Genomic DNA, 21,990 nt, shown 5'->3' on the forward strand with positions numbered 1-21,990 from the left:
TTCATAACAAAATCGAATCCTCTTCTTTTATATCGGAAAGTGAAATCCAAGGAGATAATATCCAAACGAGCGCGGATAATAAAATGAAAAAAACTCCCGCGAGCCAACGATTGTATTTTGTGGTAAAGATAAGATCCGACGTTCCCGGTTCGGAAATACTTCCGGATGTGTATCTCATTTTCGATTCGTTCGCAATCGTTTCAATTCCGCTTACGTGAAGCACCGGAATTTTCAACTCAAGATACGTTTTTAAAATCGAATCCGGCAGATCCGCATATTCCCCTTCGGATAAAACAATCCCCTTTGGAATTCTTTTTTTTCCAAGGCTGGTTCCGGAAGAAACCGTTCCTCCTCCGATATTGACATATAAAGAAATCGGTTCTCTCCTATAAACGTTCATCCTTTTTTCCAGAGAATCCTCGAAGGAATCCGAAGACAAATATTCGTAACCGTTCTTGCGAATGGACCTTAGAATCAAATCTCGCCCTTCCTTTCCGATTCCGATCCCAAGATCCGAAACTCCGCCGGTCGACATAAAAACAGATTTTTGGAATATTATTTTTTCTTGATATATAAAATTCTCCAGATCCGGCCATAAAAAATCGGGTTCGTTGGCTCCGTATTGCGAGGACGCCACACTCGCAATCGAAATCACCCGTAGTCGAGCCGTATCCGCTGCGATCCAAAAGGCGATATTCAAAGCGGGAAAGGAACCTGAAATTCCCGCCGCAATCGTATCTCCTTCCTTCAAACCTGCTTTTTGAAACTGATCCACAAACCAGGCCGCAAAGTCCGGATGAATCGACTTCTGTTTGGCGGAAAGTTTTCCCGCGGAACTTGTGACCGGTGAAATCTCCGATCCGATCAGGCCCGATTGATAAGGATCTAATTTCGGTTCGACGGAAACGTTTTCGGATAGTTTGAACTCTTTGATTTTTTGAAATGCTTTGTAAGTCTTTTCGCTGGCTTCGTATTTTTTCTCGAAGTTTGGAAGAGGGTTTGTGAGCGGAAAAAACTCGAGAACCGATAAAAATCCGACACTCGCCAAACCCAAAAAAAGAATCGAAATCGAAGAAGTATTTTTGAAAAACTTCTTCATAAAACCAAAACTTCCCCAAGCGCAAAGATCAAAAAAAATCGAACTAGAATCGAACAAACGAGAATTGCCGAAAAGGTTTTAACCATTCCTTGTCTTTCGGCGGAAAGAACTACGAGCCCTGGTACGATATGTCCGATCGTTTTATATTCAAAATCACTCATATTTCCGAAAGATATTTCCGCAAGACGATTGATCATCAGGGAAATTAATATGGAAAGAATAAAAACGAAAGCTGTCTTTCTTTGACCGAAGCTCAAAAACCGGGATTCGGAAACCCGATAGATCAGAAGAGTAAGAACGGAACTGAGAACCAAAGCGGCAAGGAGCCAGGGCTTCCGCAAAAAAAGAGCCGCATAACCGGGAACGACCCAACCGCCCGGTTGTAATCCCGTTTTTTCCCAAAGAAAAAAACCCAATAGAATTCCGACCCCGATCGACAATGTCAGTGTTTCCATTCTTTCTCCTCGTTCGCCGCAAAGAAAGCCGCTAAATTCTCCAACCAGATTCTTCCCGGACCTTGATAGTTCCCCGCCCCGATCCAAAGATTGGATTTCGAAAAGATCAGCTTCCGGTCGGGCGTAAAATTCTCCTTACAAAAGATCAATTCCGCATTTCCCGCATACGCGGATCGAAAAAGTTTTCGCCAAGGACCGAAGAAATAAATTTTTGAAAGTTCGGAAACGTTCGTCAAAAATTTCGCAAACTCTAAGGTTCGAATCGGTCTTTCCCGTTTGGAATTAAAAACGACGATCTCGAACTCCTTCTTTTCTTTCACTTCTTCCCGATTGGATTTTAGAATTTGATCCCAAGAAACGACGTCGTTGGCCGCAAACGCAAACACAAATCTCTGAAGTTTTCCGTCCTTTTCTTTTTCAAAAATCGTAAGCGCACCCGGATCGGGAACCGCATTTGTAATTCCGTGCAGAATGGACTTAGGTGTAACGCCTAACGTTTCACAGACTCGGATCGCAATTTCAACGTTCTCATAGTGTTCCGCGTAACGTATGGATTGAAACGCGGTTTTGATTCGATCCCGTGAAAGTTTCGGTTCCGCCACAAACGTTTCGGTTTTGTTTTTAAGGGCGATTTCTTGAAAAAACGGACCTGAATTCGTTTTAGAGTTTTGTTCCAGAGTTTTTTCCGGACTCTCGTTACAAAGCGATGTTCCGTAAACAAGAACTCCGTTTTTGGGAATCGTTTTTGCAAAACCTTCCCGGATTTTTTCCAACGTTGCAGCCCATTCCCCGTGATCGGGACGAACGTTTGTAATTACGGCGTGTGTGGCGCCGATCAATAATTCTTCGGAATCTTTCTGATAATGAGTTTGGACCGCCATACATTCCAAAACGATCGCCTGAGCGTTTCTCTTTGCCGCAAAACGAAAAAAGGATTTTTGTTCTCCGATAGAAATCTTATTCCGAAAGATTCTTTTTTCACTCCGATCCGGAAATAACAATCTAGGCATCGACCCGGTCGTCTTACCGAAAACGTTCCAACCCTCTTCCGCCAAAATGGAATGGATCAGCCGAGTAACGGAGGACTTTCCCCTGGTTCCGTTGACGTGAATTCGAATCGGAATTTTTTTTTGCATTTGAACGTGATTCTTTTTTTCAAAAAAAAGAAACGCGCAAAAAATCAAAAATAAAAAACTCAAAATAAAAATTGAATATAACATTTCAAAGATCGGAAGAATCCAAGGCTATCAAAATCGCGGTAATGTCGTCTTGTATTTTTTGCGGTCCTAAATGATCTATCAGACTTTGCAGAATTGCCGGAATCGTTTCTTCCATAGGCTCCGAAAATTTTTTTGCGAGAATATCCTGAACCGCAAGTTCGCCAAACTGCTGTTTGTCGGAATTAAACTCCTCGTAAATCCCGTCCGTAAGTAGGAATAAACGGTCTCCGTTTCGATAACTCAGTTTAAAAATTCCGTATTGATTATTCAAATCGAGACCGAGCAAGGACCCGGTCCGGTCCAACCCCAACACCAGGTCTTCGGAAAGAAAAAATTGAGGGGGATGTCCTCCGGAGGAATATACGATCTTTTTGGAAACCGTGTCTATGTCCGCGAGAAAACAAGAGAAGAACATTCCTATGTTTCCGAAATTTTTGCAGTATTCGTGATTGAATTCCGTGAGAATACTTCCCGGATCCGTATCTTTTTTTTTGATAGATTCCAAAATTCCTTTGAGGGTCATCGTAAGAAGAGCCGCTTGTATTCCGTGACCGGTCGCGTCCGCAAGAAATACTCGCAGAACTCCCGGACGGATTTCGAATAAATCGTAAAGATCCCCGCCCACTTCCATCATCGGAAGATACGCGGAATGGATTTGAATCCCCGGAATCGAAGGAATGTCCGGGAGAATTTCGGTCTGGAGTTTTTTAGCGAGACTCAACTCTTCCTTGATTCCTTTGTAATAACCCGCGAGTAATCTGGACCTCTGACGAACCTTCTCTTCTAGTTTTTCCAACAGTTCCTCTTTTTCACGATCCATTTTTTTCAGAGTCTCGTTGGCCCGTTTCAACTCCATTAGAATTCTATGTTGTTCTGATATATTTCGGACGATAACGTGGTACTGATAATCCTCTTCCGGCCCGGTAACCGAAACGGAAATCTCCGAGATTAACGTCTTCCCGTCCTTTCGAATCAAACGGATCGGCCCGAAAGGTTTTTGTCTTTTTTTATCCGGAAGTTGGGCGACGTTTTTTAGAATTCTAAAAAATCGATTTCGAATCGAAAACGGAAACAAATGTTCGAAGGAATTTCCGATCAACTCGGAAACGGGATATCCGAACGTCTTTTCCGCCGCGGGATTGGCTAAAATCACTTTGAAATTTTTATCTAAGGAAACGATCGCGTCGATCAACAAGATGGAATAACGTTCCTCAGGGTCGTAATTTTTAGATCGCTCGGAACCGGTCATGGTGGGTTTAAAAGAGAGTTTATTAGGATGCGATCCTCTCCCTTACAAGTCAAGGATCTTTCAAATCGATTCGGGAAGATCCAAGTAAAAGCGGGTGACTCCGTTTCCGCTTTCAAAAGAAAGATCGCCCCCCATTTCACGAACCACGTTGTACGAAACCGTAAGTCCCAACCCCTTACCTTTTCCGACGTCCTTTGTGGTATAAAAAGGATCGAAAAGTTTATGTCTATTTTCTTCCGGAATACCGATCCCTGTATCTTCTATGATCGTGCGAACGAAGTTTCGATTTTCCTTCTTAAATTTTCGCCAAACAACGGTTAAGATTTTCTTCTTATCGACGGGATTACTTTCCATCGCGTCCTTTGCGTTCGTAAGAAGATTGAGATACGCCTCTTTGAGTTTTCCAACGGAACAAACCGCATAAATTGGAATTTCGAGATCCGGCAGGATCGTTTTGATTTCGGCCAAACGGAAACAACCTTTTAAAAGACCGAACGTGGAACTAAAAACGGAGGTAAGATCGTGAACTTTCATTTCTTCCTCTTCGATTCGAGTGAAAGTGAGCATGTCCTTGACGATCTCGGAGATTCGATTGCCTTCCTGCAAAATGATGCCCGCATATTTACGAAGGGGATCTCCGTTGCCGATTCCGTTAAAGACCATCTCAGCGTAATTGATCACGCCCATCAGAGGGTTATTGATTTCATGCGCGACTCCCGCAGAAAGAGTTCCTATCGCTTCGAGTTTTTGTTTTCGAACCACGTTCGGGTTTACCAAATCGTTTTCGTCCGCAATTATCTTTGTGAGATCGAATTCTACAATGGGTCTCTCAAAAATCCGAGGAGTTTCCAGATAGGCAAAAATACGCAATTCTTCCGGATCGAATGCAAAAGAAACCGAACATTTTTTTTGAATGCCGTCCTTTGTAAGAACAAAAACGGAATACGAAAGATGAACGTCGGCGCAAGGCCAAAGAGAAGAATCGGAAAGATTCGGTTTTGCACCTTGAAATTCGCAGATATGATTCCAATTTTGAATTCCTTCCAGTTCGGCCCTTGAATAACCGAAGGCTTTGCAAAAGGCGGAATTCACTTTTTGGAGTTGAAGGGACGGCTCTAAGATACAGGCCGGTATGGGGGAATGTTCAAAAAAATCATAAGGCATCCGATTCTAAGCTACCAAAGTGGGAAAGGCCCCTCCTTTTTATGATAGATTAGAATCGGAAAAGGAACGGAATCCGATGTCGGAATCCGGTAAATTTTGTTTCAAAAGAAAAAATCTCAGTACACTTTGAGTAATTCCACCTCAAAGATGAGAGTTGAGTTCGGAGGAATGGCAGCGCCCGCGCCCCGCGAGCCGTAACCGAGTTCGGGAGGAATGGTAAGTTTGCGAATCCCGCCCTCTCTCATTCCGCGAACCCCTCGATCCCAACCTTTGATCACTTCTCCGGCGCCCAGATTGAAAGTAAAAGGAGTTCTTCTGTCCCTGGAACTGTCGAACTTCTTACCGTTGGTCAATGTTCCGACGTAGTGAACAGTGACATTTGAACCGGAAAAGGCCTCTTTACCGGTTCCGACTCGAATGTCCTTGATCGCTAAATCATCCGCAAATGTGGGAACTACCACAGCACAAACGATAGCAAAGATGAATGTTAAACGTGCCAATTTCATTTTCCTCTTCCTCCGGTTCTTCTCACTCCCGCACCGGAAAAACCTCCGGTCTTCGACTGAGTTCCGTGAATCTTACCGGATGATCCTCCCCCTTTTAAGGATTGTTTTTTCTCGAATTCTTTTTTTAATTCTTCCGAATCCACTACCGCGATCTGTTTGCCTTGGATTTCTTTTTTATTCAATGCGGCAACGGCTTTCGCTCCCGCAGAATCTTCCATTTCGAGGGACCCATAGGATAAAGAACGCCCTGTGGTTTTATCTTTTTTAATTTGCACTTCCTGAACGGTACCGAATTCCGAAAAAATCTTTTTTAGTTCGTCTTCGGTCAGCTCCTGAGGCAGATTTCCTACTGATATCTTCATGATTTTTCCTTCTCGGGAATCAATTTGCAAAATCCAATTCTATTGAAAACCAAATTCCAACTCTAACGAAACAAAACGACCCGGTTCCACCCCGTTCTTCATAAAAAAATTTCCAAAGAAACCGGAAACGCAAATCCTGGAACCGATGGCCGATTTTTTTCAACTCAATCCGGGAGAAATTCTTACCCTAGTCGAAAACGCGGGTTACGAACCTTCCGGTCATTGTATGGCTCTGAACAGTTTGGAAAACCGAGTTTTCGATCTACGGTTGGAAGACGGTTCTCATATCATTTCTAAATTCTACCGTCCGGGAAGATGGAATCGGAAACAAATCCTGGAAGAACATCAATTCTTACAAGATCTGAAAAACGAAGAAATTCCGGTCTGCGCCCCTCTTTTGTTTCCGGACGGAAGTAGCCTCGCTTTGTTTCAGGAGGAAATGTATTATTCTTTCTGGCCCCGCGTAGGAGGAAGATCCCCCGACGAACTGAGTCCGCCAAATCTAAGAATTTTAGGAAGGCTTCTCGCGAGAATTCACAATGTCGGTCAGGCGAAAAATTTCGAACATAGAATCACACTGAACTCCAAAACCTACGGAACCGGTCCTTTGGAAACATTACTCCAAGGAGAATGGATTCCTTCGAGTTGTAGAAAGGATTATCTCGAAACCGCAAATCGGATTTTGGATCTCTTTCGGGAAAAGATGGAATCGGTTCCGCTCCATAGAATTCACGGAGATTGTCATAAGGGAAATCTACTCTTGGGAAAAGAAGGTTGGTTTTTTGTGGACTTCGACGATTGCCTCCAAGGTCCGGCGGTTCAGGATTTCTGGATGCTTCTTTCCAGGGGAAAAGAAGGACTCGAAGAAAGAGAACACATCGTTTCCGGTTATAGGGAATTTAGGGATTTCGAGGATCGTTGGTTTGACCTCGTGGAAATTTTGCGCGCTATGAGATTCGTTCACTATTCCGCCTGGATTTCCAGTCGGTTCGCGACCGATCCTTCGTTTCCTACCGCCTTTCCGCATTTTGCGGGAAACGAATACTGGGAAAAGGAAACCCTGGAATTGAAGGAACAATACAAACTGATTTGTCAGGAAGGGAAAAATTTCTTTTCCGTTACAGAAACCGCTTCCCCCGAAGAAGAACTTACCAATAAGGATTTTTTTTGGGATTTGGAAGATTAACCGGTTGATTTTGTAACGCAAAAGTAATAATCACAGATGGGTTTGCGACAAAATTTCAGTTGTCCGGCTCCGCGGATTTAACAGACTCAACTCTCGACAAACGTCGTTATGTTGTTGACTGCAATATAATGTTGAATTTGCGACCGAGTCATTGGGCCGGATTTACGTTTAACAAGAGTCAAAGCGAAAACTTTAGATACTAACAAAACAATAAACGGAAGCGTTTCATGGACTTTTTTTTAATCATCGTCGTTCTCATGGCGATCCTCGGAGTCGGCGACCTCCTAGTCGGAGTTTCGAACGACGCGGTAAACTTTACCAATTCCGCCGTGGGTTCCAAAGCATCCTCTAAAAGAATCATTTTAGTTGTCGCCGGAATCGGGATCATCCTCGGCGCCCTTTCTTCCAGCGGTATGATGGAAGTTGCAAGAAAAGGAATCTTTCATCCCAGCGGATTTGCGCTTCAGGATCTGATGTTCTTATTCTTGGCCGTCATGCTCACGGATATCGTACTTCTGGATCTTTACAACACTCTCGGACTTCCGACTTCTACGACGGTATCCTTGGTGTTTGAACTTTTAGGAGCGGCTCTCGCGATCGCACTTTTAAAAACCGGAACTCTGAACGGCGCTTTTCAAATCATCAACTCGGAAAGCGCACTCAAGATCATCTTCGGAATCGTAACGAGCGTGATCGTTGCTTTTTTCTCGGGAATGATTCTACAGTTCGTATTCCGATTCATTTTTTCGTTCAACTTAAAGAATTCGATGAAATACTTCGGAGGACTTTTCGGAGGACTTTCGATTACAACCGTAATCTTTTTCACTCTGTTGACCGCAATGAAAGGTTCCGCTTTTATCCCCGCGGAAATGAGCAAATTTTTAAATGAGAATTTCGCGAACATTCTTCTCGCCAGCTTTGCCGGATTTTCAGTATTCTTTCAGATTTTAGTATTACTAGAATGGAATATTCTAAAATTCTTAGTATTGGTCGGAACGGGTTCCCTCGCGATGGCTTTTGCGAGTAACGACTTGGTGAATTTTATCGGGGTTCCTCTCGCGAGTTTTGCGACCTGGACTCTGATCCAAGCCGGAGGAGGAGATGCGAGCGCCTTAGCGACCGGTTTGGCCGGAAACGTTCAAACTCCGAACCTGATCCTCTTGGGCGCGGCCTGTATTATGCTCTTCCCTCTTTGGTTTTCCAAAAAGGCGGAAACCGTTACCCAAACCGAAGTCACCTTAGGTTCCCAGGGGGAAACATTAGAAAATTTTAATACGAGTTTGGTCGCTCGGGTTTTCGTTCAAATCGCCCTCGGAATTTACACGCCGATCAAGGCGATCCTCCCCGCAAGGGTTCGTAATTTTATCGGAAGACGTTTCGAACAGAAAAACTCCTTCGAAATCGTACGAATGCACGAAACCGAAGCGTTCGACTTACTCAGGGCTTCCGTAAATATCCAGATTTCGAGCGCGCTCATTCTGATCGGAACTCTTTACAAACTTCCGCTTTCCACAACCTTTGTGACCTTTATGGTGGCGATGGGAACTTCTCTTACCGACGGAGCGTGGACTAAGGAAAATTCCTTAAACAGAGTCAGCGGAGTTCTTACCGTAGTCGGCGGTTGGTTCTTTACGGCAATCATCGCCTCGGTTACCGCCGGTGTCATCGGATCGATCCTGTATTTTTTCGGATTCTCTTCGGTCATCGTCCTCGTTTTAATCGCGGGACTTTTAATCTTTCTTTTCGGAAGGATTCACAAAAAACGCCAGGAAACATACGATGAGAATCTTGAAAAACTCATCACTCTCAAAAAACATCCGGAACGCGCGCTTTCCAGAACGATTTCTTCCATGCTCGCGAGCCTCAGCGTTGCCAGAAAGGCTTTGAACAACGTTTGCGCCGGTTACATAAACGGCAAAAAAAAGAATTTCAGACAAACACAAAAACTTCTGAAAGATCTGAAGAAGATGAGAGAAAATTCACTCTCGAGTTTTCTATCGATCGCAAACAAACATCTGGAGGAAGACGATCTTTCCTCCATACATCCGATCACGGAATCGATCAATCATCTGGATCGAATTACGGAAAGTATTTGGAACATCTTGAGAACCGCTTCGAACGGAATCAGTTCCTTTTACGAGGTTTCCAAGGACGAAAAGGAGGAAGTGAAGGAACTCAGAAAATCCGCTACGAATCTGATGGAACTCATTGCGGATTCCGATAAATTTCCGGATCTTTTGGAAAAAGCAAGATCGGAAAAGAAAACCAAAAACCTGGAAAAAATCAAACAGAACATCTATAAGAGTCAGATGAAACGAATCAAAAAAGGGGACAGTAAACTGAAATCCAGCGTTTCCTACTTCGTGATCATCGACGAACTGATCGACATCAACGAAAACCTTCTTTCTCTCGCGGAAGAATTGAGCGTTGCCATTCCTTGGGCGGAAAAGAAAAAAATCGAGCTACAAGGGAAATCGATCCTCGCACTCAAAGCGGAAGAAAAGAAAAAGAAGAAGTAAAAGGCAACGGTAAATAAAATTATTTTTTAAGAATAACGGCGTCGCAAACGTAAAAGCGATGCGTTTTACTTACAAAGAGGAATCGCTTCCAGCCTTTGTAGAGATTTCGAGATAGAAGATAGAAGCCGGATTGCTTGGATTTCGGAAAGCGGTTCTTTCCACTGGGTCCACGATGAATTCATTTCCGAAAAAGCTCACCGGAATCACATTCAAAGAAGTGAATTCTTAATTCGACCAAGCGGCTTTTCTCTGAGTTACATTGAAGAAGATGCGCATCAAAATCAAAGGACATAAAAAAACCTTTCATCGAATGGGATAACACAATCCGACGAAAGGTTCTTAATTGAAGAAACGCCGCTAACGTTAAGCGATCTTGGATTCTTTTTTGAGGATCAAAGTAGGAATCACCCTGTCAGTGATCACTTCCGCAGTGATGATAACCTCTTCGATGTCCTTGCGAGAAGGGATGTCGAACATCAGATCCAACATGATATTTTCAACGATGGCCCTAAGTCCTCTGGCTCCCGATTCTCTCTTGATCGCAAGTTCTGCGATTTTATCGATTGCGTCTTCACGGAAAGTCAACTTCACATTCTCAAGCTCGAGCAAACGAGTGTATTGTTTGAGAACGGAGTTCTTAGGCTCGCGGAAGATTTGTTTCAGCATATCCACATCCAACTCTTGAAGAGTTGCAACGATCGGAAGTCTTCCGATAAATTCCGGAATCAACCCGAACTTAATCAGATCCTCGGGAATCACCTGCTCCATCAATGCGTCTTTGTTGTCGGATTGAATCCTCATTTCCTCGGAACCGAAACCGATCGTTTTAACTCCGGTTCTGGACTTGATGATATTCGGGAGATCCACAAAGGCTCCACCGAGAATAAAAAGGATGTTTTTCGTATCAACTTGTAAGTATTCCTGATGCGGGTGTTTTCTTCCGCCTTGTGGAGGAACGTTAGCCACCGTTCCCTCGATGATTTTCAGAAGCGCCTGCTGCACCCCCTCTCCGCTCACGTCCCTTGTAATAGAGGCGCTGTCGGATTTACGGGCGATTTTATCCACTTCGTCGATGTAGATAATTCCGATTTCGGCTTTTTTAATATCGTTATCCGCGTTTTGGATCAACTTGAGAATGATGTTTTCCACGTCTTCTCCAACGTAACCCGCCTCGGTCAGAGCGGTCGCATCCACGATCGCAAAGGGAACCTTAATGATTCTTGCGAGTGTTTGAGCCAGAAGCGTTTTACCGCTTCCGGTCGGTCCGATCAAAAGAATATTCGATTTTTCGATTTCTATGTCGGACTTCTTTTCCTTAAGGTTTACTCTTTTGTAATGATTGTAAACCGCTACCGAAAGCGCTTTTTTTGCGTGGTCTTGCCCGATGACATACTGATCCAAAATGGTTTTGATGTCTGCCGGACTTGGAACCTCGCTAAATACTTCCGATGATTTTTCGTGAGAGTGTTCGTGATCTTCGGCGATAATTTCGTTACAAAGAGAAATGCACTCGTCACAGATATAAACACCCGGCCCGGCGACTAAACGTTTTACCGCATCCTGTTCCTTTCCGCAAAAAGAGCAGAATAGTTTTTGTTTACCGTTAGTTCCCGGTGTTTTCTTCGCCAAGGGAATTTCTCCTTTATTTAAGCTTGGGCAGCCTGAGCTTGTTTACGGTCGATCTGAATCACGGTATCCAAGATTCCGTAATTCTTCGCTTCTTCCGCGGTCATATAAAAATTTCTCTCTGTATCCTTCTGAATCTGCTCCACACTCTTTCCGGTATGTTTGTGGTAGATTTCGTTCAGAATTTCTTTCAACTTAAGAACTTCTCTCGCTTGAATTTCGATGTCGCTTGCTTGTCCCGTTGCTCCACCCATCGGCTGATGCATCATAATTCTTGAATTCGGAAGCGCGGAACGTTTTCCCGGAGCTCCTCCCGCCAAAAGCAGGGCCGCCATGGAAGAAGCCTGTCCCAAACAAAGAGTTCTTACATCCGGTTTAATATACTGCATCGTATCATAAATTGCAAGACCGGAAGAAACATATCCGCCGGGGGAATTGAGATAAAGATAAATGTCTCTTTCCGGATTTTCGGCTTCGAGGAATAACAACTGAGCCGTAATGACGTTTGCGTAATCGTCGTTGATTGCATTCCCGAGAAAGATGATTCTATCTTTTAAAAGGCGGGAAAAAATATCGTAAGACCTTTCTCCTCTGCTCGTCTGCTCGATCACATACGGAATTACACTCATGCTTTCTGCTCTTCCTTTTGATTCAGGTAATCTTTTACCTGCCCAATACTCAATTTGTCGGTATATTTCTTTTCTACAAGATCAAAGAGGATATCATCCACCTTTTTTGCGAAAAAATTCTCTCTGTATTGATCCATGAGTTTTCCTTTTTCCAGTTCTTTTTTAAGATCGGACAGGGAAATTTGATAACTTGACGCAAGTTTTTCCAAATCCGTATTAAAATCGGCATCGGAAAAGGTAATATTTTCGGTCTCGGCGATTTTTTGCCGCGTAAAGAAGTGTTTGAGACGAGTTTCGGCCAGATTTTTAAAAGACTCCTGAACGTCTTTCAGATCTTTTTTGATCATCTCCGCGTATTTTTCCATCGTAATATGGGGAAGTCTGAACTCGTGGATCATATTGTGAAATACGTGTTCGGATTCCTCTCTCACGTAAGAATCCGGGAAGATATACTTGGAATCCTCAATGATTTCCTTATAGATCTCTTCCACCTTCTTATTTCGAACTCCTTCCTCAAAACGTTCCTTCAGATTTTTGCGAATCTTGTCTTTCAAAGCGTTTAACGATTCGGAACCGTCGAACTCGGAAGCGAGGTCGTCGTCCACGGCGGGAAGAATGTTCGCATAAAGCGCCTGAATCGTTACTGCGTATTCGAACGTCTTTCCGGCTACTTCGTCCTGAGAATAATCCTGCGGAAACGTATGCGAGAATTCCTTCTTGTCTCCGGATTTAAGTCCGTAGAGATTCTCGTCAAAACCTTTCAGATTGTTTTCGTGACCGAGATGATAGTCGTTTGACGTATTACTTGCGTTTTTCGGTTCCTCGCCTTTTTCGTGAACCGTATATTCCATATCGATAATATCTCCGGAAGCGGCCGTTTGACCTTCTTCCTTAAGCTGCTTACGGGCGAGTTGTTTACGGATCGTTTCGATCTCTTCGGAAACGTCGGCATCGGAGACGACAACTTCCGGAAGTTTAATCTTTACTTTTTTGTATTTTCCGAGATTCACTTCCGGAACGGTTTCGTAAACCGCAGTCGCGACCAGATTTTTACCGGGTTGATAGTCTTGGATTTCGAATTTTGGAAATCGGACGATCGGGTGTTCCAATTTCGTGAGAATGGAACTCACCGCGTCCGTGATCAAAGTGTTGATCGCGTCACTCGCGATCGTATCGCCTAAATGACGCTTCACCATGTTAAGCGGAGCCTTTCCCGGACGAAAGCCCGGAATTTTTACGTCTTTTTGTTTTTCCGCATACGTTTTATCGAATGCTTTTTCAATGTCGGAAGCTTCAAACGTAAGTTTGATATCCACTGTAGCGTTGGAATTTTTTTTTGTTTTATAATCCATGATGCAAATCGGCCTGGGGAAGAGGTGATATAAAAGAAAAAGCGGGAAACGGGATTCGAACCCGCGACCCCCTCCTTGGCAAGGAGGTGCTCTACCACTGAGCTATTCCCGCGATCATTCAGGTTGATCCATAGTTTTCGGTAAAAGTCCGGTGTAAACTCACTTTTTGGAGAATCATCCTTTCCTCAAAATTTTTTGGATAAAGGGAAAAAGATTTTGAGCGAGAATACGATGTCCTTGCGAAGTCGGATGAATTCCGTCTTTCTGATTTAGCTTTTGGATTCCCGCGACTCCATCCAAAAAAAAAGGAACCAAGGGAATGTTTTCGTCCTTTGCAATTTTCGGAAAAATGGATTCGAATTTTTTTCTATAATCTTTTCCGAGATTGGGAAACGTTTTCATACCGAGAAGAAGAATCTTCACCTTCGGATTTTTCTTTCTCACTCTAGTAATGATCTCTTTCAAATTTTTTTCGGTCTGATCGGGCGAAATCCCTCTCATCGAATCGTTCGCTCCCAGTTCTAAAACGAACAGATCAAAACCGGAAGATAAGGCCCAATCCAAACGAGCCAAACCTCCCGAAGTTGTATCCCCGCTCATACCGGCGTTGATCGCTTTCACTTGAATTCCGTTCTTGGAGAATCGGTTTTCTAGAACGGAAGGAAACGCCTCGTCGGGAGAAGCAAGTCCCAGTCCGGCCGTAAGACTGTCTCCGAAAAATAAGATTCGGATCGTGTTCGAATCCGCGGGAATCGAAGTGAAAAAGAAAAAACTGAAAAGAAGAATCAAGATCTTGAAAAGAATCATAAGGATCTCCCGTCCCTCAGAATTTGTTTTTACAGAATTCAAGGTTTTCCTATTCTGTCAAACTATGATCCGACGTTTTCTCTTTGTGTTCCTACTTCTTTTGAGTTTCCTCACCGTGCTTTACTACATCAGTTCCTATCAACAAGAACTGCAAGCCGACGGTTTGGATCGATACTTGGAATCCCAAGCGAAAGAGATCGTGGATAAGATGAGTCCCGAAGAGTTAACGGGCCAAGTCATCCATGTGGCGATCCCCGGCAAAACCTTGGACGAAACGACGGAAAAAGAAATCGAAGAAATTCTTCCCGGAGGAATCATTCTTTTCGGAATGAACCTCGGCACCAAACAGGAAATCTCAAAACTCAATCTCGAATTACAAAACAAGAGCATGGAATTTTCCAAACTGCCTCTTTTGATTTCGGTGGACCAGGAAGGCGGACGGGTGCTCCGAGTCAGGGACGGAGTCACTCAGTTTCCGGGAGCGATGGCTCTCGGTCAGACCAAAAACGCGGACTACGCGTATAAAGTCGGTTTTATAACTTCTTATCAACTCCGTAAACTCGGACTCAATTTCGTTTTTGCTCCCGACTTGGACATCAACAACAATCCCGATAATCCGGTCATCAACACTCGTTCCATGGGAAGTACACCCGAGATGGTTTCCGTCGCCGGAATCGGATACGAAAAAGGCGCGAGGGTCGGAGGAGCGATTCCTACGATCAAACATTTTCCGGGACACGGAGACACGAACGTGGACAGTCACCTCGGCCTTCCAAAGATCGATAAGACCTTGGAAGAGTTGGAAAGAATGGAACTCATTCCCTTTCAAGAATCCATCCGACAAGGAGCCGAAGTCGTGATGAGCGCGCATATCGTGTATCCGAAATTGGATCCTAATTTTCCCGCGACTCTTTCCTCAAAAATTCTCACGGGTATTTTAAGGGAAAGAATGGGATTTAAAGGTGTGATCATCACCGACGCGATGGAAATGGACGCGATCGACGAACATTACAAAGATCAAAATCCGGGAGTACTTGCGATTTTAGCGGGAGCGGATATACTTCTCATGACGAGCTGGGGGAAAACGACCCGCGAAATGAAAAACCAAATTTTGACCGCATACGTAAAAGGAACTTTTCAAAAAGGAGAAAGAGATCTTTTAAAGGAAGCGGCATACAGACAAATTCTTTTAAAACTCAAACACGGAATCATCTACGAATTCTCCCCTAAAAAATCGGAAGCGAAAGAAAAACTTTCCGATCTCGAACAAAAAGAAATCGCCTTCTTTCAGGATCAACTGGCCCAAAGAGAAAAAACTTTTTTAGAAATCTTTTCTCCGACTCTAAACGCCGAAATTTCCAGGGCTACGATCGTGTCCTTTCCCTCTTCTTTCCATCCGAGTTCCGTAAAAACGGACGAAACGATCTTTGCGGTGCGCGGAATTGAATTTGAAACCGTATTAGCGGAAAAGAATATTCCAAACGTTAACTCCGGAAAAATTCCGGCCTTGGTTAAAACGAACAAATTCAAACGGATCGTCGTGAGCACGTTCAGTCAATTGGAATTGGATCTCGCGGCGGGACTGGCAAAACGTTATTCCGACTTGGAAGTTATAGCACTTCACTACGGAACGCCATTCTTAAAATTGAATACGATTTCGAACCTGAAAATCCTATTCTCGTTCTCTCCGACTCTGGAATCCAAAAAGGCCCTCTTGTATTCCGTGTTGGAAAGGACTTCCCCCGTTCCGGTCGTGGATCTGATCCTAAAAGGTTCCAACGATAAAACCGCCTCCAAACAACCATGAAAATCGATCTCGGAAATCCGGTCGTGAAGACGGGAGTTCCGGGAATCTACGTCCATTACCCATACTGCATTCAAAAATGCGAATATTGTGATTTTTATTCCGTGGGAAACGGAAAAAATCCAATCCCCGACGAAACAAAACTCTTTCAAAGATACAAAGAAGAAATCGAACGAAGGATTTCCGGCAATCCGCAGATCCAAAATTTAGAATTCGATACGATCTTTTTCGGAGGTGGGACCCCTTCCCGAGCCGACGTTTCTCAAATCGCGGATCTCGTTCAATTTTTGAAAAAGAACATCAAAATTAGCGAATATTCTGAAATTACGATGGAGTGTAATCCTGAGGATATCACTTCCGATTTTTTAAAATCGATTACGCAGGCCGGAATCAACCGAATTTCGGTGGGAATCCAGAGTTTCCAACCGGAAAGACTGAATTTTTTAGGAAGGTATTACGATCCGAGCCGTTACGAAAACGTTTTGGAAACCGTAAAGAATTCCGGAATTTCCAACTTTTCCGCGGACCTCATCTACGGAATTCCGGGACAAACGATAGACGAAATCTTAAACGACATCTTGCGCGTTTTATCGGCTGGAGGAAAACACATCAGCCTCTACGCTCTTACCTTGGAAAAGGGAACGGAATATTCCAGAAAGGTAATGGATAAAATCGTCCTCGGTCCCGAGGAAGAAATCCAAGAGGAAATCCTGAAACTTTTACCGGATTTACTTTCTCCGTTCGAACTTTTTCAATACGAGGTAAGTAATTTCTCAAAACCCGGTTTTTTCTCCAGACATAACCTCAAATACTGGACGATGGAATACTATTTGGGAATCGGGCCCGGAGCTCACGGCTTTCTTCCCGAGGGAAGATATTCCAATCCGAGAAACGTGGAAACATACAAGAGAAAAGATTTTTCCGGAGAATACGTAAAACCGGATCTTTATGAGGAATTGATTCTGTCCTTGTTTCGTTTGTTTCGACCGATTTCCATAGAAAGCTTTTACGAACTGATACCCGACAAGAAAAAAGTTTTAGACCGATATCTAAAACGAATTCAGGAATCGGGGCTCTGCGAATTTTCAAACGGAATTTTTCAGTGGAAACCGGAATCGGTCTTATTCTTAGATTCCAAAATTTTAGAACTCGCCTCTTTGTGAGCCCGCAAAAGTTATTTCATTAAAACGAGATTTCGCGTTCTCCATGTAGATCAAGTGCAGAGCCGGTCCCGCAAAAAGCGAAATTGGATCGATCGAAAACGATTTCTTTTCGAATGCCATCCTTAAAAAACGATACTTTTCCGGTAATTTCAGTCCTCAAATCGCCCCAAAATGCAGTTTCACGCAATTTTTCAGTCAAATTTACCTTCAGAGCAATTTAAAAAAATCCAATCCAGCGAAACGAGTGGGAATCACAAAATCAGTTTTTTTTCGATAAAAACCCTGAAAAAATACATAAAAAGTCATTTCACCTAATATTTTTGATCTTCAAACAGATCCAGGCAATATTCAAAAATAATTGTATACAATTTTCAATATATATCAGATCCATAATTAATACCGTATAACAGGCAAAAATGAAAGATACTGTTTTGTACCCAAACCATTAACATTCGACAAAAAACTTCTCAAAAAAATAAATTGAACGATTTTAGAAGCAAATTTAAGGCACTATACTTTTTATTCCAAGCAGTTAGACGAAAGGGAAAATGCAAATGATAACGAACACGAAAATTCACCTCTTTGAAGTTTCCATTGCAAATCATCATTGTGACGGAAGCGGAAGTTTAAATATCGAAAACGCTCAATCCTTTCTGGACGAAGCGAGAACAAAGGCGTTGAGAGAAATCGAACTGAGTTCTCCCAGTTCCGATCTGGCTCATATCGAACCGATTGTCCTTTGGTCGGAATGCGATTACAGAGGTCGGATCCAATTTCCGGATTCGATTTTGGTTCAGACCGAATTCAGAACGATTACAAATGCGCGTTACAGAATCATTCAGAGATTGATCCGTAAATCGGATCGCAAGGTTATTTGTAATTCGAATTCGTTTTGTATTCTTTTTGATTCCAATCGAAAAAGACCTTGGAAACAATCGGTTTCTTTGAGGGCGGTTTAAAACTCTTCGGAAAGAATGAAGAAAAAGTTCTTAATTCTTCAGAACGGATTTTGAAATCGTAAGTTCGCTTTTGCGAATTCAAAACTTTCGACCCGAACGAAACCCGTTTTAGGATTACGATCCGATACTTCTGTATCGAATTGCGATTTGCCCGGTGCGGACAATTTCTTCGATTCCGTACTTGGACATGATTTCTACGATCGCATTGACTTTACGGGAGTTTCCGGAATATTCTATCGTTAAAGAAGAATGTGTTAAATCGGCGATCTTCGCATCAAACACTTCGCACACGGAAAGTATTTCCGTTCTCGTAACCTCCGTAAGTTTTACGACGAGAAGGACCAATTCCCTACTCACACAATCGTGATAGGCAAGGTCTTCCACTTCCAAAACGTCCGGAAGTTTCAAAAGTTGCCTCTTGACCTGATCTACCGTAGATTCGTCCCCTCTTACTACGATCACCATACTTGAAATTTCTGGATCTACGGTAACACCGACCGCAATCGAATCTATATTATAACTTCTGCGAGTAAATAAGCCGGAAACATGACTCATGACTCCCGGATGATTGTTTACCAGAATTTTTAGGATGTGTTTCATACTTTTTTCAATCCGGCTAAATCCTTAAATTCGATCATTTCTTTTTGAGATTTTCCCGCGGGAATCATTGGAAATACTTTTTCTTCCGCCGGTATCATCACTTCTAAAAATACGGCCCCGTCGTCCTTCGTGAAAAATTCAATCGCTTTGTCGATTTCCGACTTATCCGAAATTTTCATCGCTGGAATCGAATACGCCTCCGCGAGTTTGACAAAGTCCGGATTGAAATTCCATTCGGATTGGGAAAATCTTTCTTCGTAAAATAGTTCCTGCCATTGGCGTACCATTCCGAGAAAGTTATTGTTGAACAAAAGAATTTTCACTCCCAGTTTGTTGGCGGCAATTGTTGCAAGTTCTTGAATATTCATTTGAATGGATCCGTCGCCCGAAATACAGATCGTCATCTTATCCGGTCTTCCGAATTTCGCGCCTATCGCCGCAGGAAGTCCGTAACCCATGGTCCCCAAACCTCCGGATGTAAGCCAATTATTCGGTTCGTCGAAAAGATAATACTGAGCGGCCCACATTTGATGTTGCCCAACGTCCGTGGAAACGATCGCCTTACCTTGGGTTTTTTTATAAAGACGTTCCAAAAAGTCCTGAGGTTTGATCGAATTTCCCGAGTTATCGAAATCCAGAGGATGATCTTTTTTTAAACCTTGGAGATGGGAAATCCAGGAAGTTCGTTCCTGCTTTTTTACGAACGGAAGGATGGCACTTAACGCGTCCTTCAAATCCCCGTGCAACAGATAATCCACTTGAATTCGTTTGTTGAATTCGGCCGTATCGATATCGATATGGGCGCGGACCGCTTTTTCCGCAAACTCTCCGATTTTTGCCACACGGTCGTCGAATCTTGCGCCCAGGTTGAGTATATAATCGCATTCTAATACGGCTTTGTTAGCGGTTGCGGTCCCGTGCATCCCGAGCATCCCCACGCTTAAGGGATGTGTTCCCGGAAAAGAACCGAGTCCCATCAGAGTCATAGTAACCGGAATTCCGGCCTTGGTAGCGAGTTCGAAAATTTCCTTGGAAGCGCCCGCATTGATCGCACCTCCTCCGACATACAAAAGAGGTTTTTGGGCCCGGTTGATCGCTTCCGCGAATTCTTCTAGATTTCCGCGAACTTCCGGTTTTTTATAATGTCGAGGGGCGATTTTCAATCGATTCGCCTTTCTTACGTTAGTCGGCGCAGTCTGAACGTCCTTCGGAAAATCCAGTAGAACCGGCCCCGGACGACCGCCTAACGCGATTAAGGTGGCTTCTTCGAAATGTCTTGCGATATCGTCCGCAGACTTTATCAATGCGCTGTACTTCGTGATAGGAATGGTGATTCCGAAAATATCGGCCTCTTGAAAAGCGTCCGTACCGATCGCATTTGTCGCAACCTGCCCGGTGATCGCGAGTATGGGAACCGAATCCATCTTGGCGTCGGTAAGTCCCGTTACTAAGTTTGTCGCTCCCGGTCCCGATGTTGCAATACAAACGCCGAGTTTTCCGGTGGCTCTCGCGTATCCTTCGGCCATGTGAACGGCGCCCTGTTCATGTCTTACGAGGATATGTTTGATTTTTTTGCTTTTGTAAATCTCGTCGTAAAAGGGAAGAATGGCTCCGCCGGGGTATCCGAAAACGACATCCACTCCGTATTCTTCCAGAAGTTCCACCATCAGTCTGGCGCCCGTTATTCTCCCTGATTCTGTGGACATGATTCCTCCCTTTAACGTCCATAAAGATACCGGAAAGCCTACTGTCAAGAGGAACCGATTTTCAATTCCGAAGTTCTCTTGCTGGAAAAGACGTTTTAGAACGTTTCAGAAACTCGGGAAGACGACCGAGCCGGGACGATGCTGCCTACGATTTTTTATTGGAAACCGGTCTACTTCTTTCGACTTGAATATATCGAATACGATCCACTCTCATTATTCGATTGAACATTTTTATTAAAAACGAAAACGGAAATTTTTTTCCAAAATCTAATAGATATAAGGGGCTAATTTTCGACCCAATTACTTTTTATTTTGAGAATGTAGTCGCACGTTCTTATTTTCTTTACAGAATATTTGTACTTCAAAAGAATATTCAATGAATTCCGTGCGTCCAAAATAATAATGCGAATTCTAAATTTGGAAGAAAGCAAACTTTAAAAAGAGAGAAGCAAATGGAAAATCCTAACGTTGAAAAAGAAGAAGAGGATAAACAATTCGCAATTATCAAAGGACTCGCGAAGGAAGCCTACAAACTTTTAGACTCTCACCAGTTCCCGAAAGCGGAAGCGAAGTTGAAAGAACTTCTGGAAAAAGATCCGCACAATACTTACGGAATGGTAGGTATGGGAGATCTGCATTTCAAGAAAAAAGATTATAAAAACGCGATCGAATATTATCATAAATGTATACAGGAAGATCCTTCCAATAAGTTCTCCTTGATGGGATTGATGAACTGTTATCGAGAGATGAATATTCTCTCCAAAGTGATCGAGATCGCGGAAGAATACAGACATATTACCATCACGGACGCCTCAATCCTCAGCCGAGTTGCCGACGCGCACCGAAAGCTGAAAAATTTTAAAGAATCAGAAATCTATTATATGCAGGCTCTCCAGATCAACCCCAAAGATCAGTATGTGATCGTGGGACTCGGACATCTCTACTTTGCATGTCAAAAATATAAGGATGCAATTCATTGGTGGGAAAAACTGCTTTTGATTCAGCCGGACAACATCAAAATTCTTACGGAAATCGGCAACTCTTACCGCAAAATCAAGGATTACGACGAGGCGATCCAATATTATCACAGAGCCGCAGAACTAGATAGAAAAAACTTTTTTGCGTTATACGGTCTTGCGGAGAGTTACCGAGGTAAAAAGGACTTTCACAAGGCCAATCAGTATTGGGAAAGAATTCTCGAATTCGACCCGGATAATAAACTCATCATCAACCGTTACGCGGACAGTTTAAGAGGTATGGGTGAATTCGACAAGGCGTTGGAATGTTTTAATCGAATTCTGGCCGAAGGAGAAGATTACTTCGCGCTCTTAGGAAAGGCGTCGTCTCTCAAACTCATCGGCAAAAGGGATAAGGCCGAAGAAATTTACCTCGATCTACACAAGAAATTTCCCATGGACCCTAGACCTCTCCTCGAACTTTCGGACCTCTACGTTGAAATCAACAAACCCACCGAAGCGGTTCGATTACTTGAGGAGTTTCAAAAAAAGCAACCTCTTAACGAAGAGGTCAAACATAAACTGGAAAGCATTCGAGGCGAATAACGTTCCCGGGAGGAAAGATCTT

General features: G+C 43.4%; 19 protein-coding genes and 1 tRNA gene. 6 read left to right on the forward strand and 14 right to left on the reverse strand.

Annotation, left to right across the window (positions count from 1 at the left end):
- Position 1: 1 nt before the first annotated feature.
- From pgsW to LEP1GSC194_RS14220, 7 genes are all read right to left on the reverse strand, one after another.
- Entirely contained in the window at positions 2-1,099 is a 1,098-nt protein-coding gene (gene pgsW, locus LEP1GSC194_RS14190) for a poly-gamma-glutamate system protein (protein WP_020774219.1), read from the reverse strand.
- Complete coding sequence (pgsC, locus tag LEP1GSC194_RS14195) at positions 1,096-1,554, reverse strand: poly-gamma-glutamate biosynthesis protein PgsC (protein ID WP_017808797.1); 459 nt, start codon at positions 1,552-1,554, stop codon at positions 1,096-1,098. Before pgsC ends, pgsW begins: the two co-directional genes overlap by 4 nt.
- The gene (gene pgsB, locus LEP1GSC194_RS14200) at positions 1,542-2,774 is read right to left on the reverse strand and encodes a poly-gamma-glutamate synthase PgsB (RefSeq protein ID WP_020774235.1); all 1,233 of its coding nucleotides are present in this window, start codon (positions 2,772-2,774) and stop codon (positions 1,542-1,544) included. The genes pgsC and pgsB overlap by 13 nt, the downstream gene beginning before the upstream one ends.
- Before the next feature lies 1 nt (position 2,775).
- Positions 2,776-4,023 carry a SpoIIE family protein phosphatase gene (locus LEP1GSC194_RS14205; RefSeq protein ID WP_020774247.1) on the reverse strand — a complete coding sequence of 416 codons (1,248 nt, stop codon included), beginning with the start codon at positions 4,021-4,023 and terminating at the stop codon, positions 2,776-2,778.
- 60 nt (positions 4,024-4,083) lie between these two features.
- A complete protein-coding gene (locus tag LEP1GSC194_RS14210) occupies positions 4,084-5,187 on the reverse strand; it encodes a sensor histidine kinase (RefSeq protein ID WP_017809665.1) in 1,104 nt (367 codons plus the stop codon).
- A gap of 116 nt (positions 5,188-5,303) precedes the next feature.
- Positions 5,304-5,693: an FKBP-type peptidyl-prolyl cis-trans isomerase gene (locus LEP1GSC194_RS14215; protein WP_036043071.1), complete on the reverse strand. Its 390-nt coding sequence runs from the start codon at positions 5,691-5,693 to the stop codon at positions 5,304-5,306.
- Positions 5,690-6,085 (reverse strand): RNA recognition motif domain-containing protein, encoded by a 396-nt coding sequence (locus LEP1GSC194_RS14220; RefSeq protein WP_086005185.1) that lies wholly within the window; start codon positions 6,083-6,085, stop codon positions 5,690-5,692. Before LEP1GSC194_RS14220 ends, LEP1GSC194_RS14215 begins: the two co-directional genes overlap by 4 nt.
- A gap of 115 nt (positions 6,086-6,200) precedes the next feature.
- Here LEP1GSC194_RS14220 and LEP1GSC194_RS14225 point away from each other — a divergent pair, with 115 nt between their 5' ends.
- Positions 6,201-7,241 (forward strand): serine/threonine protein kinase, encoded by a 1,041-nt coding sequence (locus LEP1GSC194_RS14225; protein ID WP_020774229.1) that lies wholly within the window; start codon positions 6,201-6,203, stop codon positions 7,239-7,241.
- 227 nt (positions 7,242-7,468) lie between these two features.
- On the forward strand, positions 7,469-9,760 hold the full coding sequence (locus LEP1GSC194_RS14230; RefSeq protein WP_020774254.1) for an inorganic phosphate transporter: 2,292 nt from the start codon (positions 7,469-7,471) through the stop codon (positions 9,758-9,760).
- Positions 9,761-10,123: 363 nt separating this feature from the next.
- On the opposite strand, the gene clpX is transcribed toward LEP1GSC194_RS14230, so the two are convergent.
- The 5 genes from clpX to LEP1GSC194_RS14255 all read right to left on the reverse strand — a co-directional run bounded on the left by clpX (position 10,124) and on the right by LEP1GSC194_RS14255 (position 14,174).
- Complete coding sequence (gene clpX, locus LEP1GSC194_RS14235; RefSeq protein ID WP_020774236.1) at positions 10,124-11,389, reverse strand: ATP-dependent Clp protease ATP-binding subunit ClpX; 1,266 nt, start codon at positions 11,387-11,389, stop codon at positions 10,124-10,126.
- Positions 11,390-11,406: 17 nt separating this feature from the next.
- Positions 11,407-12,015 carry an ATP-dependent Clp endopeptidase proteolytic subunit ClpP gene (clpP, locus tag LEP1GSC194_RS14240; RefSeq protein ID WP_020774216.1) on the reverse strand — a complete coding sequence of 203 codons (609 nt, stop codon included), beginning with the start codon at positions 12,013-12,015 and terminating at the stop codon, positions 11,407-11,409.
- Positions 12,012-13,367 carry a trigger factor gene (tig, locus tag LEP1GSC194_RS14245; protein ID WP_020774227.1) on the reverse strand — a complete coding sequence of 452 codons (1,356 nt, stop codon included), beginning with the start codon at positions 13,365-13,367 and terminating at the stop codon, positions 12,012-12,014. Before tig ends, clpP begins: the two co-directional genes overlap by 4 nt.
- Before the next feature lie 40 nt (positions 13,368-13,407).
- Positions 13,408-13,479 (reverse strand) — tRNA-Gly (locus LEP1GSC194_RS14250).
- Positions 13,480-13,541: 62 nt separating this feature from the next.
- Entirely contained in the window at positions 13,542-14,174 is a 633-nt protein-coding gene (locus tag LEP1GSC194_RS14255) for an arylesterase (protein WP_020774228.1), read from the reverse strand.
- Here LEP1GSC194_RS14255 and LEP1GSC194_RS14260 point away from each other — a divergent pair.
- From LEP1GSC194_RS14260 to LEP1GSC194_RS14270, 3 genes are all read left to right on the forward strand, one after another.
- A complete protein-coding gene (locus LEP1GSC194_RS14260) occupies positions 14,119-15,981 on the forward strand; it encodes a glycoside hydrolase family 3 protein (protein WP_081605105.1) in 1,863 nt (620 codons plus the stop codon). The genes LEP1GSC194_RS14255 and LEP1GSC194_RS14260 overlap by 56 nt on opposite strands.
- Positions 15,978-17,141, forward strand: coding sequence for a radical SAM family heme chaperone HemW (hemW, locus tag LEP1GSC194_RS14265; RefSeq protein ID WP_020774233.1), 1,164 nt, complete (start codon positions 15,978-15,980; stop codon positions 17,139-17,141). The genes LEP1GSC194_RS14260 and hemW overlap by 4 nt, the downstream gene beginning before the upstream one ends.
- A gap of 554 nt (positions 17,142-17,695) precedes the next feature.
- The gene (locus LEP1GSC194_RS14270; RefSeq protein ID WP_020774215.1) at positions 17,696-18,100 is read left to right on the forward strand and encodes an acyl-CoA thioesterase; all 405 of its coding nucleotides are present in this window, start codon (positions 17,696-17,698) and stop codon (positions 18,098-18,100) included.
- Between the two features lie 114 nt (positions 18,101-18,214).
- Here the strand turns inward: LEP1GSC194_RS14270 and ilvN are convergent, their stop codons facing one another.
- The gene (gene ilvN, locus LEP1GSC194_RS14275) at positions 18,215-18,700 is read right to left on the reverse strand and encodes an acetolactate synthase small subunit (protein ID WP_020774240.1); all 486 of its coding nucleotides are present in this window, start codon (positions 18,698-18,700) and stop codon (positions 18,215-18,217) included.
- Positions 18,697-20,406, reverse strand: a complete 1,710-nt coding sequence (ilvB, locus tag LEP1GSC194_RS14280) for a biosynthetic-type acetolactate synthase large subunit (RefSeq protein WP_036043072.1) — start codon at positions 20,404-20,406, stop codon at positions 18,697-18,699. Before ilvB ends, ilvN begins: the two co-directional genes overlap by 4 nt.
- Positions 20,407-20,858: 452 nt before the next feature.
- Between ilvB and LEP1GSC194_RS14285 the strand changes: the two genes are divergently transcribed.
- Complete coding sequence (locus tag LEP1GSC194_RS14285; protein WP_020774255.1) at positions 20,859-21,968, forward strand: tetratricopeptide repeat protein; 1,110 nt, start codon at positions 20,859-20,861, stop codon at positions 21,966-21,968.
- Positions 21,969-21,990: the final 22 nt, after the last annotated feature.

The organism is Leptospira alstonii serovar Sichuan str. 79601, assembly GCF_000347175.1.
Lineage (GTDB): Bacteria > Spirochaetota > Leptospiria > Leptospirales > Leptospiraceae > Leptospira > Leptospira alstonii.